Origin of the sequence: Pseudomonas fulva NBRC 16637 = DSM 17717 (genome assembly GCF_000730565.1) — a bacterium.
Lineage (GTDB): Bacteria > Pseudomonadota > Gammaproteobacteria > Pseudomonadales > Pseudomonadaceae > Aquipseudomonas > Aquipseudomonas fulva.
In genome coordinates this window covers 153315-170750 of sequence record NZ_BBIQ01000010.1, presented here as the reverse complement: position 1 = coordinate 170750, position 17436 = coordinate 153315, and the positions used below count along the sequence as shown (strand labels likewise).

General features: G+C 62.7%; 11 protein-coding genes. 6 read left to right on the top strand and 5 right to left on the bottom strand.

All coding sequences use genetic code 11. The features are described from left to right. Positions 1–171: 171 nt before the first annotated feature. Positions 172–1008: a 23S rRNA (adenine(2030)-N(6))-methyltransferase RlmJ gene (locus PFU01S_RS12315; RefSeq protein WP_027913993.1), complete on the bottom strand. Its 837-nt coding sequence runs from the start codon at positions 1006–1008 to the stop codon at positions 172–174. Between the two features lie 170 nt (positions 1009–1178). Then, on the bottom strand, positions 1179–2657 hold the full coding sequence (gene putP / locus PFU01S_RS12310; RefSeq protein ID WP_027913994.1) for a sodium/proline symporter PutP: 1479 nt from the start codon (positions 2655–2657) through the stop codon (positions 1179–1181). Between the two features lie 359 nt (positions 2658–3016). Between putP and putA the strand changes: the two genes are divergently transcribed. Both putA and PFU01S_RS12300 read left to right on the top strand, forming a co-directional pair. Beyond that, on the top strand, positions 3017–6970 hold the full coding sequence (gene putA / locus PFU01S_RS12305) for a trifunctional transcriptional regulator/proline dehydrogenase/L-glutamate gamma-semialdehyde dehydrogenase (RefSeq protein ID WP_028687234.1): 3954 nt from the start codon (positions 3017–3019) through the stop codon (positions 6968–6970). Between the two features lie 246 nt (positions 6971–7216). Then, positions 7217–9019, top strand: coding sequence for an acyl-CoA dehydrogenase (locus tag PFU01S_RS12300; protein ID WP_028687235.1), 1803 nt, complete (start codon positions 7217–7219; stop codon positions 9017–9019). An 18-nt stretch (positions 9020–9037) separates the two neighbouring features. Here the strand turns inward: PFU01S_RS12300 and PFU01S_RS12295 are convergent, their stop codons facing one another. The 3 genes from PFU01S_RS12295 to PFU01S_RS12285 are packed head-to-tail and all read right to left on the bottom strand — an operon-like array spanning position 9038 to position 11928. Continuing rightward, positions 9038–9961 (bottom strand): DMT family transporter, encoded by a 924-nt coding sequence (locus PFU01S_RS12295; protein WP_028687236.1) that lies wholly within the window; start codon positions 9959–9961, stop codon positions 9038–9040. 2 nt (positions 9962–9963) lie between these two features. Continuing rightward, positions 9964–10923, bottom strand: a complete 960-nt coding sequence (locus tag PFU01S_RS12290; RefSeq protein ID WP_027913998.1) for a hypothetical protein — start codon at positions 10921–10923, stop codon at positions 9964–9966. A 24-nt stretch (positions 10924–10947) separates the two neighbouring features. Then, positions 10948–11928: a hypothetical protein gene (locus PFU01S_RS12285; RefSeq protein WP_028687237.1), complete on the bottom strand. Its 981-nt coding sequence runs from the start codon at positions 11926–11928 to the stop codon at positions 10948–10950. Positions 11929–12052: 124 nt separating this feature from the next. Between PFU01S_RS12285 and PFU01S_RS12280 the strand changes: the two genes are divergently transcribed. From PFU01S_RS12280 to mdtD, 4 genes are all read left to right on the top strand, one after another. Then, positions 12053–12907: a LysR family transcriptional regulator gene (locus PFU01S_RS12280; RefSeq protein ID WP_028687238.1), complete on the top strand. Its 855-nt coding sequence runs from the start codon at positions 12053–12055 to the stop codon at positions 12905–12907. A gap of 154 nt (positions 12908–13061) precedes the next feature. Next, positions 13062–14504 carry a TldD/PmbA family protein gene (locus tag PFU01S_RS12275; protein ID WP_028687239.1) on the top strand — a complete coding sequence of 481 codons (1443 nt, stop codon included), beginning with the start codon at positions 13062–13064 and terminating at the stop codon, positions 14502–14504. Then, positions 14504–15823 (top strand): TldD/PmbA family protein, encoded by a 1320-nt coding sequence (locus tag PFU01S_RS12270; RefSeq protein WP_028687240.1) that lies wholly within the window; start codon positions 14504–14506, stop codon positions 15821–15823. The genes PFU01S_RS12275 and PFU01S_RS12270 overlap by 1 nt, the downstream gene beginning before the upstream one ends. A gap of 100 nt (positions 15824–15923) precedes the next feature. Then, positions 15924–17351: a multidrug transporter subunit MdtD gene (gene mdtD / locus PFU01S_RS12265; protein ID WP_023533030.1), complete on the top strand. Its 1428-nt coding sequence runs from the start codon at positions 15924–15926 to the stop codon at positions 17349–17351. The last annotated feature ends 85 nt before the right edge of the window (positions 17352–17436 follow it).

Genomic DNA, 17436 nt, shown 5'->3' with positions numbered 1-17436 from the left:
AAGCGGCCTAGCGCCGCGATGGGCCGCAAAGCGGCCCCTGCACTACGCGCTGCGAAGCTGAAACCCTGGGGCCACTTTGCGGCCCATCGCTGACTAGGCCGCTCCACGCTCTGTGGGGCTACTCACTCAGGCGTCACGCGGCCTGTGTGGAGCAGCCTCGCCGGGGCGGCCTTATTCGGCGATCAGCCAGTCCATGCGATAGCTGCCTTCGGTCTGCGCCAACTCCCGGGCGAGCCAGGGCAGCAGCTCCTTGAGTTCATCTTCCAGCCCCCAAGGCGGGTTGGCGATGGCAAGCCCAGATCCATTGAGGCCTTGCGGGCTGTCCTGGTGATGCACATACAGCTCGACGCGCAGCAGCTTGGGCGCCCCAGTGCTGGTAAGGTCCTGGTAGAAACGGGTCAGCGAGCGCTGGTCCTTGATGGGGTACCAGATGGCCGCCACCGTCTGGCGCATCCGACCAATGGCTTCCTTCATCGCGGCTGTGCAACGCTTGAGTTCATCGGCCTGCTCGAACGGCGGATCGATGAGCATGACCGCGCGTTTTTCCTGCACGGGCAACAAGGCGCGCGGCACGTGCCAGCCCTCGCCCAGGTGCACGAACACGCGCGGATCCTTCTTCATGTTTTCCTTGAGCAGCGGCCCGTCCTCCGGGTGCTTCTCGTTGAGCAAGGCGCGGTCCTGCTGACGCATCAGGCGACGCGCCAATTCAGGTGAACCTGGGTAGTAGCGCAGCTCGCCGTCTGCGTTCAGACGCTTGATGACGCGCAGGTAATCGGCGGTCATGGCCGGCAGGTCGTCACGGTTCCACAGCCGCGCGACCCCCTCGAGGTACTCACCGGTCCGGCTCGCCTGGTCACCCTTGAGGTCGTACAGCCCCAGCCCGGCATGGGTGTCGAGGTAGGCGAACGGTTGCTCCTTGCGCGACATCAGGGCGATGAGGCGGGTCAGCACGATATGTTTGAGAACGTCGGCATGGTTGCCGGCATGGAAGGCGTGACGATAGTTCATGGCAACTCCTGCGCAGAGCGCAAGTTTACCCTGCCTGGCAAACGACGTCAGGCCTGACGGTCGTCAGAAAACAACGAACCCGCTACCGCAGTGCAGCACGAACCCTTGAAGGCCGTGCGGACACTGCAGGAGCGGGCCCGTCTTTCAGCTAGCAGCGCGCCTTGGCGCTGTCACTTGTCAGCGTGATACGCCGCATCAGCCGTCTCGAAGCGGCTCACCATCGCCTGCGAAGGACGGCCCAGCTTGCTCACCAGGACGATGGCGATGCTGGCGAACAGGAAGCCAGGGATGATTTCGTACAGCCCCATGGTGTCGAAGCTTTTCCACAGGATCACGGTCAGTGCACCCACCACGATACCGGCCAGCGCGCCATTGCGCGTCATGCCCTTCCACAGCACCGAGATCAGCACGACAGGGCCGAACGCAGCACCGAAGCCCGCCCAGGCGTAGGCCACCAGGCCCAGCACGCGGTTTTCAGGGTTGGCAGCCATGGCGATGGCGATCAGGGCCACGGCCAGTACCATCAGACGACCGACCCACACCAATTCTCGCTGGGAGGCATTCTTGCGCAGGAAGGCCTTGTAGAAGTCTTCGGTCAGCGCACTCGAGCACACCAGCAGCTGGCAGCTCAGGGTACTCATCACCGCCGCCAGGATGGCCGACAGCAGGACACCGGCGACCCAAGGGTTGAACAGGATCTTCGCCAGCTCGATGAACACGCGCTCGTGGTTTTCGTTCACCGGCCCGGCCACCTCAGGGTGGGCCGAGAAATAGGCGATGCCGAAGAACCCAACGGCGCAGGTACCGGCCAGGCACAGGATCATCCAGGTCATGGAAATACGGCGCGCCTTGGCGATGGACTTCACCGAATCGGCCGCCATGAAGCGCGCCAGGATATGTGGCTGACCGAAGTAGCCCAGCCCCCAGCCCATCAGCGAAATGATCCCGATGAAGCTGGCGCCCTTGAGCATGTCGAAGTGGGCCGGGTTGACGGCCTCGATCGCGGCGAAGGTCTGGTCTAAGCCGCCGGTGGAGATCAGCACGATCACCGGGGTCAGGATCAGCGCGAAGATCATCAGCGACGCCTGGACCGTGTCGGTCCAGCTCACGGCCAGGAAGCCTCCGACGAAGGTGTAGATGATGGTGGCGGCTGCCCCTGCCCACAGCGCTGTCTCATAAGACATGCCGAAGGTGCTCTCGAACAGGCGAGCACCGGCCACGATGCCAGAGGCGCAATAAATGGTGAAGAACACCAGGATGACGATGGCCGAGATGATCCGCAGCAGGCCGCTCTTGTCCTCGAAACGGCTGGAGAAGTAGTCCGGCAGGGTGAGCGCATCGCCGTTGTGCTCGGTCTGCACGCGCAGGCGCCCGGCGACGAACAGCCAGTTCAGGTAGGCGCCGACGGTAAGGCCGATGGCAATCCAGACTTCTGACAGACCCGCGAAGTAGATGGCGCCGGGCAGGCCCATCAGCAGCCAGCCACTCATGTCGGATGCACCGGCCGACAATGCGGTGACCACGCTGCCGAGGCTGCGGCCGCCGAGAATATAGTCGGAAAGGTTCTTGGTGGCGCGGTAGGCAGCGAAGCCGATCAGCACCATTGCTGCGATGTAGACCACGAATGTGATCGTTAAGGGATTACCCATGTGTTGGCCCTGGCGTTTGTTGTTATCTCATGCGCACCCACATCGTTGGTGGTTGCACCCAGGCGGCAGATGCTATCCAACAACGTAAATCCGGTGCAACCATTTTTCACTGTGAAGTTGCACCCAAGTATGCATTTTCAGACAAAGCCTCGTTTTTGCTCCCTAATGGGGCAGATGAGGCTCTTTTTTAGAACAAATCCTTCCTCGCCTGACGCTTTGACCCTCACTGAAAACGACAGCCTGACGAGTTGCACCTTATTCACGACATTTTAGGGTTGCACCTGGTTGCACCCGCGTTTTCCTGAAGATAATCTTGTCGCCAGCTTAAGCCACACTCGTGGCAATAATGAGGATAAGAAATGGCGACGACCACCCTTGGGGTCAAACTCGACGACCCTACCCGTGAACGACTCAAGGCCGCTGCGCTGTCCGTGGACCGCACGCCGCACTGGTTGATCAAGCAAGCGATCTTCAGCTACCTGGAGAAGCTCGAGGGTGGCGCGACCCTGACCGAAATCAATGGCCAGACCCTCGGCCTGAACGATGAAGCCGGCGACGTGCAGCCCGAGCAGGGTCACCAGAGCTTCATGGAGTTCGCCGAAAGCATCCTGCCGCAGTCGGTGCTGCGCTCGGCCATTACCGCCGCCTACCGTCGGCCCGAGCAGGAGATGGTGCCGATGCTGCTGGAGCAGGCGCGCCTGAGCGCTCCGCTTGCCGACGCGGCCAACAAGATGGCTGCCGGCATCGCCGAGAAGCTGCGCAACCAGAAGAGCACCGGGGGCCGGGCCGGCATCGTTCAAGGCCTGCTGCAGGAATTCTCGTTGTCGTCGCAGGAAGGCGTGGCGCTGATGTGCCTGGCCGAAGCGCTGCTGCGCATTCCCGACAAAGGCACCCGCGACGCCCTGATCCGCGACAAGATCAGCACCGGCAACTGGCAGCCGCACCTGGGCAACAGCCCGTCGCTGTTCGTCAATGCCGCCACCTGGGGCCTGTTGCTAACGGGCAGGCTGGTAAGCACCCACAACGAATCGGGCCTGACCTCCTCGCTGACCCGCATCATCGGCAAGAGCGGCGAGCCGATGATCCGCAAGGGCGTGGACATGGCCATGCGCCTGATGGGCGAGCAGTTCGTCACGGGCGAAACCATTGCCGAAGCACTGGCCAACGCCACGCGTTTCGAGTCCAAGGGCTTCCGTTATTCCTATGACATGCTCGGTGAAGCGGCACTCACCGAGCACGATGCCCAGAAGTACCTGGCATCCTATGAGCAAGCCATCCACTCGATCGGCAAGGCATCCAACGGCCGCGGCATCTATGAAGGCCCGGGCATCTCGATCAAGCTCTCGGCCCTGCACCCACGCTACAGCCGTGCCCAGTACGAGCGGGTGATGGAAGAGCTGTACCCGCGCCTGCTGTCCCTGACCCTGCTGGCCAAGCAATACGACATCGGCCTGAACATCGATGCCGAGGAAGCCGACCGCCTTGAGCTGTCCCTCGACCTGCTCGAGCGCCTGTGCTTCGAGCCCGCACTGGCCGGCTGGAACGGTATCGGTTTCGTCATCCAGGCGTACCAGAAGCGCTGCCCGTATGTGATCGACTACGTGATCGACCTGGCCAAGCGCAGCCGCCACCGCCTGATGATCCGCCTGGTAAAAGGCGCCTACTGGGACAGCGAGATCAAGCGTGCCCAAGTCGAAGGCCTGGAGGGCTACCCGGTCTACACGCGCAAGGTCTACACCGACGTGTCCTACGTCGCCTGCGCCCGCAAGCTGCTGGCCGTACCCGAGGCCATCTACCCGCAGTTCGCCACGCACAACGCCCATACCCTGTCGGCCATCTATCAGATCGCCGGGCAGAACTACTACCCCGGTCAGTACGAGTTCCAGTGCCTGCACGGCATGGGTGAGCCGCTGTACGAACAGGTGGTCGGCAAGATCGCCGATGGCAAGCTGAACCGCCCTTGCCGCGTATATGCACCGGTCGGCACCCATGAAACCCTGCTGGCCTACCTGGTTCGTCGCCTGCTGGAAAACGGCGCGAACACCTCGTTCGTCAACCGCATCGCCGACCAATCCATTTCCATCCAGGAACTGGTCGCCGACCCGGTCACCAGCATCGAGCGCATGGGTACCCAGGAAGGCCGCATCGGCTTGCCACACCCCCGCATTCCACTGCCGCGTGACCTGTACGGCACCGAGCGGGCCAACTCCGCCGGCATCGACATGGCCAACGAGCACCGCCTGGCTTCGCTGTCCTGCGCCATGCTGGCCACCGCCAACAACGACTGGAAAGCCGGCCCGCTGCTGGCCTGCACCGCCAGTGACAGTGCGGCAACGCCGGTTCTGAACCCTGCCGATCACCGCGATGTGGTCGGCCACGTTCAGGAAGCGACCGTTGCAGACGTCGACAATGCCATCCAGTGCGCACTCAACGCAGCGCCCATCTGGCAGGCCACCCCGCCAGCCGAGCGCGCCGCCATCCTGGAACGCACGGCCGACCTGATGGAAGCCGAGATCCAGCCCCTGATGGGTCTGTTGATCCGCGAAGCCGGCAAGACCTTCGCCAACGCCATCGCCGAAGTGCGCGAAGCCGTCGACTTCCTGCGCTACTACGCCGTCCAGGCGCGCAACGACCTGAGCAACGATGCCCACCGCCCATTGGGCCCTGTGGTGTGCATCAGCCCTTGGAACTTCCCGCTGGCGATCTTCACCGGCCAGGTAGCCGCAGCCTTGGCCGCCGGCAACCCGGTACTGGCCAAGCCTGCCGAGCAAACCCCGCTGATCGCCGCCCAGGCGGTGCGCCTGCTGCTCGAAGCCGGCATTCCGGAAGGTGTCCTGCAACTGCTGCCGGGCCGCGGCGAAACCGTCGGTGCTGGGCTGGTGGGTGACGAGCGCGTCAAAGGCGTGATGTTCACAGGTTCCACCGAAGTGGCGCGCCTGTTGCAACGCAACGTGGCGGGTCGCCTGGATAACCAGGGTCGCCCAGTGCCACTGATCGCCGAAACCGGCGGCCAGAACGCGATGATCGTCGACTCCTCGGCCCTGACCGAGCAGGTGGTGATCGATGTCGTGTCCTCGGCCTTCGACAGTGCCGGCCAGCGTTGCTCCGCCCTGCGCGTACTGTGCCTGCAGGAAGACTCCGCCGACCGCGTGATCGAGATGCTCAAGGGCGCCATGGCCGAAAGCCGGCTCGGTTGCCCGGACCGGCTGGCCGTGGACATCGGCCCGGTGATCGACGCTGAAGCCAAGGCTGGCATCGAGAAGCACATCCAGGGCATGCGCGAGAAAGGCCGCTCGGTCTATCAGGTGGCGATTGCCGACAGTGCCGAGATCAAGCGTGGCACCTTCGTGATGCCAACCCTGATCGAACTGGACAGCCTCGACGAGCTCAAGCGCGAGATCTTCGGCCCCGTCCTGCACGTGGTGCGCTACAACCGCCGCAACCTGGACCAGTTGATCGAGCAGATCAACAATTCGGGGTACGGCCTGACCCTGGGTGTGCACACGCGTATCGACGAAACCATCGCCAAGGTGGTCGAGTCGGCCCATGCCGGCAACATGTACGTCAACCGCAACATCGTCGGCGCCGTCGTAGGTGTACAGCCGTTCGGTGGCGAAGGCCTGTCGGGCACTGGCCCGAAAGCCGGCGGTCCGCTGTACCTGTACCGCCTGCTGTCGACCCACCCGGCGGACGCCATCGGCAGCCACTTCCAGCACCAGGACGGCGAAGCCAAGCCAGACCGCGCACTGCACGAGCAGTTGGTCAAGCCGCTCCACGCGCTGAAGGCGTGGGCCGAGAGCAATCAGCTGTCCGACCTTGCCGTGCTGTGCAGCCAGTTCGCCAGCCAGTCGCAGAGCGGTATCGCCCGTCTGCTGCCAGGCCCGACCGGCGAGCGCAACACCTACACCATCCTGCCGCGCGAACACGTGCTGTGCCTGGCTGACAACGAAGCCGACCTGCTGGCGCAGTTCGCTGCGGTGCTCGCGGTAGGCAGCTCGGCGGTGTGGGCCGACGGCGAACCGGGCAAGGCCCTGCGCGCCCGACTGCCCCGTGACTTGCAGGCCAAGGTGAAGCTGGTACCCGACTGGAACAAGGACGAAGTGGCGTTCGATGCCGTGATCCATCACGGCGATTCGGACCAGCTGCGCAGCGTCTGCCAGCAGGTGGCCAAGCGTGCCGGTGCCATCGTCGGGGTACACGGCTTGTCCAGCGGCGATCATCAGATTGCACTGGAGCGCTTGGTCATCGAGCGTGCGGTGAGTGTGAACACTGCGGCGGCTGGGGGTAACGCCAGCTTGATGACCATCGGCTAACGCTGAAGGTCGAAGAAAAGGGAGAGCTCGGGCTCTCCCTTTTTTATGGTCGCCATCTTGCCGCAGTGACAACCTGGCTAAGCAGCGGCGCCCGTCCAATAGCGGTGGTGTGACCCGTGGTATCGCAAGTGGCTTGCGGCACCACGGGCTTTACTTTTCTCACGCCATATCACCCAGACCTATTAACCTGTCCTCGCCATCCAACCCGCTTCTACACTCGCAGCATTGTGCCCCAGGACCGCCGTCATGCCCGAGACCTTGCTTAGCACCCGAAACCTGGCATTCGAACTCTATGAAGTCCTCGACGCCGAAAGCCTCATACAGCGCCCTCGCTTTGCCGAGCACAGCCGTGAAACCTTCGACGCTGCGCTGACCACTGCGCGCACCATCGCCGAAAAATACTTCGCGCCCCACAACCGCAAAGCTGACGAAAACGAGCCGCGCTATGTAGACGGCCGCGCTGAGCTGATCCCAGAGGTCAAGCCTGCCGTCGATGCCTTTCTTGAAGCCGGGTTCCTCAACGCCAACCGCGACTTCGAGGTCGGAGGCATGCAGTTGCCCAGCCTGGTGTCACAAGCCTGCTTTGCGCATTTCCAGGCTGCGAACGCCGGCACCACCGCCTACCCGTTCCTGACCATGGGCGCGGCCAACCTGATCGAGAGCTTCGGAAGCGAAGAACAAAAGCGCCTGTACCTGCAGCCGATGATCGAGGGCCGCTACTTCGGCACCATGGCGCTGACCGAACCCCACGCAGGGTCTTCGCTGGCCGATATCCGCACCCGCGCAGAACCTGCCGGTGACGGCAGCTACCGGCTCAGGGGCAACAAGATTTTTATTTCCGGCGGTGACCATGAGCTGTCGGAAAACATCGTGCACATGGTCCTGGCCAAACTGCCGGACGCCCCACCGGGGGTCAAAGGCATCTCGCTGTTCATCGTGCCCAAGTACCTGGTCGGACCCGACGGTAGCCGGGGCTCGCGCAACGACGTAGCGCTTGCGGGGCTGTTTCACAAGATGGGCTGGCGCGGCACCACGTCCACTGCGCTGAACTTCGGCGACAACGGCCAGTGCGTGGGCTATCTGATCGGCCAGCCACACCAGGGCCTGGCCTGCATGTTCCAAATGATGAACGAAGCACGCATCGGCGTCGGCATGGGCGCGGTGATGCTCGGTTACGCCGGTTACCTGTACTCGCTGGACTATGCGCGTCAGCGCCCACAGGGCCGATCAGCCGACAACAAGGACCCGCAAAGCCCGGCCATCCCGATCATCGAGCACACCGATGTCAAAAGGATGCTGCTTGCACAAAAGGCCTATGTGGAAGGCGCTTTCGACCTGGGCTTGTATGCGGCGCGGCTGTTCGACGACACCCACACCGCACCCGATGAAAACACTCGCCAGCAGGCCCAAGCGTTGCTCGACCTGTTGACGCCCATCGTCAAATCCTGGCCCTCGGCGTATTGCCTGAAAGCGAACGAACTGGCCATCCAGATTCTCGGTGGGCACGGCTATACCCGGGAGTACCCGGTCGAGCAGTATTACCGTGACAACCGCCTGAACCCCATCCACGAAGGGACCGAGGGCATCCAATCGCTCGATCTGCTGGGCCGCAAGTTGGCCCAGAACGGGGGGGCCGGGCTCAAACACTTGATGCGCCTGATCGCTGTCACTGGCGAGCGGGCCAGCCATCATCCCAACCTCGACCCGCTGCGCCATCCCCTGGAGCAGCTGGTCAACCGCTTGCAAGGTGTCACCCTGGCCCTGCTCGGCGACCTGGCCCAAGGCAAGGTTGCCGGCGCCCTGGCCAACTCGACCCTGTACCTCAAGGTCTTCGGCCATTGCGTGATTGGCTGGCGCTGGCTGCAACAGGCGATTCATGCCGAACTCGGTCTGCTTGAGTGCGGCGCCACTGACCGCGACTTCTACCTTGGCAAGCTGCAGGCAGCCCGGTATTTCCTTACCTGCGAAATACCGGGCTGCCATGCAGACCTGGCTTTGCTCGAGGCGCGCGATGACACCAGCTTGAACATGCAACCAGGGTGGTTCTAGAAGGTGGCCCAAACTCGCTCATCGTTGCGGGCACTCCCCTGACGACCGCACACGTCGAGCGGTGCGGGTGATGGCAATGCCTGTGGCGACTATCGCGATACCCAGATAGGTCGTCCAGTGAATGGCATCGCCGAACATCAACGCCGCCCAAATGAGCGTTACAGGGGGTTCCAGGTAAACCAACGCGGATACCCGTGTGGCAGACAGTTTGGTCAAAAGTATCCACAGGCTCAGGTAGGCGATGAAGGTCGAAAACAACGTCAACCACGCCACCGCCACCCAGACCTGAGCGCTGCCGGGCAGCTCAATCAGGCGCAACGGCACTCCCGTGACGCTGAGCAGTACCAGCGTCGCGCTCGATTGCAGGAAGAGCGGCATCAACAAGCCTTCTTTACTGTGATCCGTGCCCATGACCGACTGTCGCCGTTGGTAGACGGTGGCAATCGATAACGTGATCGCGGCAATCAGCGGCAGCGCATACAGCCAGGGTTCGAGCCGGGTGGAAGACAGGCGGTACTCACCAAGAATCACCACACTGACACCGGCAAACCCAAGTACCAGCCCAAGCCACTCCTGCCTGCCGCTTCGCTCCTGCTGATCCGCGCTGCCCATCGCCGCCGTGATCAGGGGCTGCAGCGCGCAAATGATTGCGGCTATCCCCGCCGGCAAGCCACCGCGTATGGCAATGTAGACACTTATCAAGTACGCGAACTGGGCCAGGAATCCGATGACCGCGTTGTAGCGAACTTGCGCCCAGGACAGGTTGCGTAATCGATGCCATACAAACGGCAACAGACAGCAACTGACCAACAGGAAGCGCCAGAGCAGCAAGTTCACCGCGCCTGCATCCTGCGTGCCGAGCCGTGCGCCAATGAAACCGGAACTCCAGGACAGGACAAAGACAACTTGCAAGACCAGCATGTAGAGCGCACTCGAAGGCATGGTCACGCCCCTGTCTGACGTAATTCTTCGAAGGTGATGGGTTCGATACCCAGCCTGGCGTAGTGACGGGCTGCCGATCGATGGAGCGCCCATCGCAAGGCTAACCAATTGGGGAGTGTTCGAGGGATGCCGTCATCCGACGCCAAGTGCCAGAAGCGGTTGGAATCGTCGTTGAAGTAAGGGCAATGAAAGGACAACACGAGCGACATTCGTCGCCCACTGAGTACCGGTCGCACACCGTGGAACAACCGACTGCCGAAGATGAACAGCGCATCGCCCGATGCGTTCAGATGCGCCGTTTCGAAGGTCCGGTAGTCCAAGGCGTCGAACGTATCGACTGTGCCATTGTGATACAGGAATTCGCCGCCGGTATAACTGGCCGGTCCCGTTAACACGATGTTCAACACATAGTTCGTGCCGTCGGTGTGCCACATGCCCCTTTGCTGCTGTTGCTCGGGCGGTTTCGGGTAGTAATAGTTGACCTGCGAGCGGGCATTGAGCATCGGATAAGGCACCAGTGGCACGCCCGCGATGCGCGAGACAGCCAACAGAAATGCACGGCTGCTCATCATGTCGTTGATAAACGGCGAGCGTGCCGTCACCCCCCGCGTGCGCCGGGAAATGATCCAGTCACTGTCACCTGCCACGTGCTCAAGGCGTGCGCAGATGTCTTGCAAAATGGTGACGCACTCAGGTGTGAACAGCCGATGAACCGCCGCAACCCCTGTGATCGTATCAACGGCCAAGCTCGCATGTGGGCTCTGGCTGTATCCCAGTTCGCCCAGCGTACGGATGTCTGCAATAGCAGGCCCCACTGGCTGCAGCAGATCGTCCCGCCAGCAAGCGTGACCGTCAGAACAGGCCGTTGATGGCCGAGGCGCGCCCTTGAAGGTCGACTTGAGCGCCAGCTTGATTCGGCCCAGGCCGCGTTCGAACAAGGGCAAGGTATTCGAATGGCTCATGACGTCTATCTCCGTTTGATCACGCTATTGGAGGTATTCAGCGATCTGATAGCGCACCGAACCATCACCGCTGGCAAATTCATCGACCACCCTGCAGTTGCAATGCCGAGCCCGGGTGCGGCGAAACTGCTCCGGGGTGAATTTCAGACAGATGTTGGTCAACAGGAACCCCTCTGTTTGCCCGTGTAGGACAGGCTGCAAGGTGACTGCCACATAAACGGTTTCGTCGAGTATGCGCAGGGGCACCAGCAAGGCTTCATGCTCAGCCATGGGGCAGAAACCTTGTTGCAGGGCAACCAAACGGGAGAACTGAACCATATTGGCATTGGCGTAGAAACCGAGAATGGTTTGCTCCAGGCCAGGCTCGTATACCTGCATTTCAGAAAGAACGTAGGTCCCTTTGCCGGCCAATGTACGAATCAGTCTGCCCGTACTGACCGGCCATTCATTGCCTTCCTGGAAGCCCAGCAAGGTAATCAGTGTGATGTCCTCATCAGGATGCAACGCTTCGCGGGTCACGGTGCGATAGTCGGCAGCGATATAGTTGAAGCTGCCCTGGGCGCTCAGGATCGGACCCAGGGCATCCCTCATGGCCGGTTCGGAAGTCTGATTGATGTCGATGGCGGTGTAGCGAACGGCCGTACAGGTGTCAGCCATATGCTTGAGCAAACAAGCACTCTTGACCGGTTCCGGCCCTAGTTCAACGTAGTGAGCACTGCGGTCGCGGCCTAGAGCAGCCAGTCGTTGTGCTACATCACCAATAACGCTGCGCAGTGGTCCCCTGCCTTGCGCATCGGCGCACAAGCCAGGTTCATTCAAGCCCTGCTCGTTGAGGGCGCGCATGAGCAAAAATATCTCTTGGTTGAAGCGGTAGGTGTCTTGAGTGCCCTGTTCAGGCGGCGCGAGGGTTGAGTATTTCTCGTGGTTTTCGACGGACCATAACCGTGCCCGTTGATAGGAAGGGGTATGCACAAGAGCGTCTACAACAAAGTCGTTCAGGCTCATCCGTATCATTCCTTTGCATTTCGGCAGTGGCGCACGCTTTGACCTCACGTTAAGAGGGGCTATAAAGCCTGTACAGTTGATTAAATCGAAGTGCTGATTCGATCCAGCCAAATCAGGTGGTTTCATGGGCAAAGGTCTAGATATCAATGTGTTGAGAACTTTCCAGGCCGTGGCTCGACTCGGTCGTTTCAACGCAGCGGCAGACTATGTCCATCGCAGCCCTTCAGCGGTGACCACGCAGATACAAAAGCTCGAAGAGCAGGTTGGCCAACAGCTGTTTGCGCGTAGCAACCAGGCAGTGGCGCTCACGCCCGCAGGCCGGCATCTGCTGGGCGAGGCGACACGCTTTCTGATCGCCCACGACAAGCTGCTGGCGACGCTGTCTCCCCGGCAGCTGACCGGCAAAGTCCGTCTAGGAGTACCGGACGGCTATGCCGCCACGCTCATGAGTGAGTGTCTGCCGGTGTTCGTTGCCAGTAATCCGAAGATGGAGCTGGAAGCTGTGGCGTGCTCCAGCGCGCAGTTGCTGGACTTGTTTGCCAGGCAGCAGCTGGACCTGGCCGTGGCGGTCAGCAGCGAGCAGATCCAGCAGGGTGACTGGCTGCGCTCCACAGAGCTCCGTTGGGCTGCCGCGAAGGGCTTCATCCGCGATGACAGCCGCCCGCTACCCCTGGCATTGCAATTAAAGGACTGTCCATACCGGGAGGCAGCGCTCCAGGCATTGAAAGCCAAAGGCATCGCGTACCGTATCCTGCTGGAAAGTGCCAACTGGCATGCGGTACTGGCCTGCGTCAAAAGTGGCCTGGCAGTTGGCATCATCGAGGCGCTCGAAGCCGACGACGCGCTCGTCTTTTTGCAAGACCAGGATCTGCCGGCGCTTCCCCCGCACGGCATCTACCTGTTGACGGACACCGCGCACCCTGTGGCAGTGCACTTGCACGCACTGCTCAAGGCTGCCATACAAAAAGAAGCCGACTAAGGGTTCGCAGCAACGCAAACGACCGTTAATGCCTGACCAGCACATCAGCAGGCTGCCATAATGACCCGGCATTGCCCGAGCCCGTAGCGCGGCCCGCCTTGGCATTGCCCAGCGCGTGGTTCCAGGGGGCCACCGTGTATCCGGAGGCTTGTCCATGTTCGATTCCAGCACCCTGCTGCGCCAGCGCTTCGCCGCCCTGCGCAGCACGGCCGATCTGTTTTCCTTGCGCCATGTCAGACAGTCGCACCAGGCCTTGTCCGTGCGCCGTAACGTTGCCGAACCGCCTGCCTTGAGCCAGGACGAGGGCGCCATGCTGACCGTGCGCATCAACGGGGTGGAGGCCTACGCTGCCACGGCCGATCTGTCCCAAAGCGGCCTTCAGCGCGCATTGGAGCAGGCTGAAAACCTCGCTCGACAGATTGCCCGCTACAGCCTGCTGGACCTGCGCGATCAGCCTGTGCCCACCGGGCGTCACGATTACCTCTCGCCTCATTTCGACCAGCCCATGCCGGGCCTTGCCGACTGCCTTGGCCTGCTCGCCGAAGAATCGGCCAGCGTGCCGTCGGACTCACGCCTGGTGGACTGGCAGGCGAGCCTTGGCATGAGCCTGGTGGAGCAGACGTACCTGAACTCGGCCGGTGCCGAACTGCGCCAGGCCCAGCGCTTTCTGTTCCCTGGCCTGGCGGTGACGGCCAGCGATGGCCAGGACAGCCAGAGCCGCAGCCTGGGCAGGGAGAACTTCGGTCAGCAGGGTGGCTTCGAAATCATCGAGCGCTGCGGCCTGAGGGGCGCTGCCCGGCAGGTTGCCGACCAGGCCCTGCAATTGCTGCAGGCGCCGAACACGCCCAGCGGCGTGCGCGACCTGTTGTTGATGCCTGACCAGATGATGCTGCAGATCCACGAGTCCATCGGCCACCCCTTGGAGATGGATCGCATCCTGGGCGACGAGCGCAACTACGCCGGGACCAGCTTCGTCAAAGCCGCCGACTTTGGCCGGTTGCAATATGGTTCCTCCCTGCTGAACGTAACCTTCGACCCGACCTTGAGCGAAGAGCTGGCCAGCTACAGCCACGACGACGATGGCACGCCGGCCAGCAAGCAATTTCTCATTCAGAACGGCGTGCTGCTGCGCCCGCTGGGCGGTGCCCTTTCCCAGTTCCGCTCTGGTCTGGGCGGCGTGGCCAACAGCCGCGCCTGCGGCTGGAACCGGGCGCCGATCGACCGCATGGCCAACCTGAACATCGAGCCGGGTGATCAGTCCCTGGATCAACTGATCGCAGGAATCGAGCATGGCATCCTGATGCGCACCAACCGGTCCTGGTCCATCGACGATGCGCGCAACAAGTTCCAGTTCGGCTGCGAATGGGGCCAACTGATCGAACATGGCGAACTCAAGGGCATCGTGAAGAACCCCAACTACCGCGGCATCTCCGCACGGTTCTGGCGCAACCTGGCCGCCGTCGGCGACCGCAGCACCTTCCAGGTCCTGGGTACCCCAAATTGCGGCAAGGGCGAGCCCAACCAGGTGATCCGGGTCGGCCACGCCTCGCCGGCTTGCGTGTTCAGCGCCATCGACGTGTTTGGAGGAGATGCATGATGAAACAGGCCTTCCAATCCCTCATCGACACCCTGGGCTCTGCCCTTCAGGCAGGCGAACACTACACCCTGGGGTTGAGCGCCGAACAGTCGCAGTTCGTGCGCTTGAACCACGCCAGGGTCCGTCAGGCGGGCGAGGTAAGCCAGGCCAGTGCTCACCTGCGTCTGATCCACGCCGGTCGTCAGGCCGAGCAACAGCTGACCCTTAGCGGTGATAGGCACCTGGACCGTCAGCGCTTGCTCGACGCCCTGTCGCAACTGCGCCAGATCCTGCCACTGCTGGCAGCAGACCCGTACCTGAGCCTGGATGACAGTGCCTGGCGCAGTGACAGCCAACAGACGCAGGCCCTGCCCGACCTGAATGAGGTGCTGGCCCTGCTGGAACAGGAAGCCGGTGACCTAGACCTGGTCGGCATTTATGCCGCAGGCCCGATCTGGCGCGGTTTCGCCAGCTCATTCGGCGCCTTTGGCTGGCACCAGGCTAATAGCTTCAACATCGACTGGAGCCTGTTCCACGAGAGCGGCCAGGCGGTCAAGGCCAACTATGCCGGGCAGGTATGGCGCGCCGACGACTTTACCGCTCGCCTGCGCCAGGCTCGGGCGCAGTTGGGCCACTTGGGGCGTGCGCCGGTGGTACTCCAACCCGGCAGCTACCGCGCCTATCTGGCGCCTGCGGCCATGGACGAAATCGCCGGCATGCTGTGCTGGGGCGGTTTCTCGGCGCAGGCCCTGGCGACCGGCAGCAGTGCCTTGCAGCGTTTGTACAGCGGTGATGCCACACTCAGCCCACTGATCAGCTTCACCGAGCAGGTCAGCGGCTCATTGAGCCCGGCGTTCTCCGACGAAGGTTCACCGCGCCTGGACGTGGCGCTGATCGAGCAGGGCAAACCAGCACAACGCCTGGCCTGCGCGCGCAGCGCAGCCGAATTCGGGGTGTTGGCCAATGGTGCCGACAGCTACGAGTCGCCCTGCGCACTCAGCCTCGCACCCGGCCAATTACCCCGGGAACAGGTCCTGGCGCGGCTCGGCACCGGTCTTTACATCAGTAACCTCTGGTACTTGAACTACTCCGACCTGCCCGCAGCGCGCATGACCGGCCTGACCCGCTTCGCCACGTTCTGGGTGCAGGACGGGCAGATCCAGGGGCCGGTCAACACGATGCGCTTCGATGACAGCCTGTACAACCTGCTGGGCGACCAACTGGAGGCGCTGACGTGCGAGCGGGAGCTGATCCTCTCCACCAGTACCTATGGGCAACGCAGTACCGGATCGAGTCATTTGCCGGGCGCGCTGGTCAAAGCGCTGACGCTGACATTGTGATTGGAATTTGCCGGCCCCTTCATGGCGGTCGCCACGCCTGCCTTGCCCCGTAGGCGCGGCGTTCGCCGTGAAGAGGCCAGTACAGACAGACGAGGACGTCATGCCCGAACGCACCCCGCTCGACCCCATCACCGCCCGCTGGCTGCCATGGGTGGTGGCGATCGCCTTCTTCATGCAGTCGCTGGACGGCACCATTCTCAACACCGCCCTGCCCGCCATGGCCCGCTCCCTGGCCGAAGACCCCCTGCGCATGCAGGGTGTGATCATTTCGTACATGCTCACCGTGGCCTTGCTGATCCCCGCCTCGGGCTGGATCGCCGACCGCTTCGGCACCAAGCGCATCTTTTTCAGTGCCATCTTGCTGTTCAGTTTCGGTTCGTTGCTGTGCGCGGTGGCCAACAGCCTGGGCTTTTTGATCTTCGCGCGGATCGTGCAGGGGCTCGGCGGGGCGCTGATGCTGCCGGTCGGCCGGCTGGTGGTGCTGCGTGCCTACCCTCGCACCGAACTGGTGCGCATCATGAGTTTCATCACCATCCCCGGTCTGCTCGGGCCATTGCTGGGCCCGACGGTAGGTGGCTGGCTGGTGGAGATCCTGAGCTGGCACTGGATCTTCCTGCTCAACTTGCCGGTCGGCCTGCTGGGCTGCTACGCCGTCTGGAAGTTCATACCCGACCTGCGCGGCGCCGAGCGCACTACGTTCGACGGGCCGGGCTTTTTGCTGTTCGGCGCCGCGATGGTGCTGATCACTATCGCCATGGAAGGCCTGGGCGAGCTGCACCTGCCGCACTTGCGCGTCATGTTGCTGCTGTTCGCCGGCATGGCCTGCCTGGCGGCCTACTGGCTGCGGGCCGGGCGCGACCCGGAGCCGTTGTTCTCTCCCAGCCTGTTCCGGGTACGTACCTTCGCCATCGGTATCTTGGGCAACCTGTTCGCCCGCCTGGGCAGCGGGGCACTGCCGTTCCTGGTACCGCTGCTGCTGCAGGTAGCGCTTGGCTATTCACCGGCACAGGCGGGCATGAGCATGATCCCCTTGGCGGCGGCGGCCATGGTCGCCAAGTCCGTGGCCAGGCCGCTGATCGAACGCCTTGGTTATCGCATCATCCTGACCGGCAATACGGTGCTGCTGGGCGTACTGCTGGCCGGCCTGGGCCTGGTGGACGAGCAGACCCCGTACTGGCTGCTGCTGGTGCAACTTGGCCTGCTGGGCGCCGTGAATTCCCTGCAGTTCACTGCCATGAACACGGTGACGCTGATCGACCTGGACGATGCCAGCGCCAGTAGCGGCAACAGCTTGTTGTCGGTGGTCGCCCAGCTGTCGCTGAGCCTCGGGGTGGCCTGTGCCGGTGCGCTGCTGGGCGGTTTCACGGCAGCAGGCAGCGCCGAAGGCGTGGAAACCACCCTGGGTGCGTTCCAGCTGACGTTCTTCACCATTGGCATCATGGCCATGCTGGCGGCGGCCATCTTCCTGCAACTGGCGCCGACGGACGGAAGGCGTGCCCGTCGTCCGGAAGAGCACGTGGAGTCTTAGGGCGAATGGCGTCGGGGCTGGTAGACTGTGCAGCATTTTTCGCTTCGCACCGTAGGCCCGCCTCGTGACCACCGATTCCACCGCC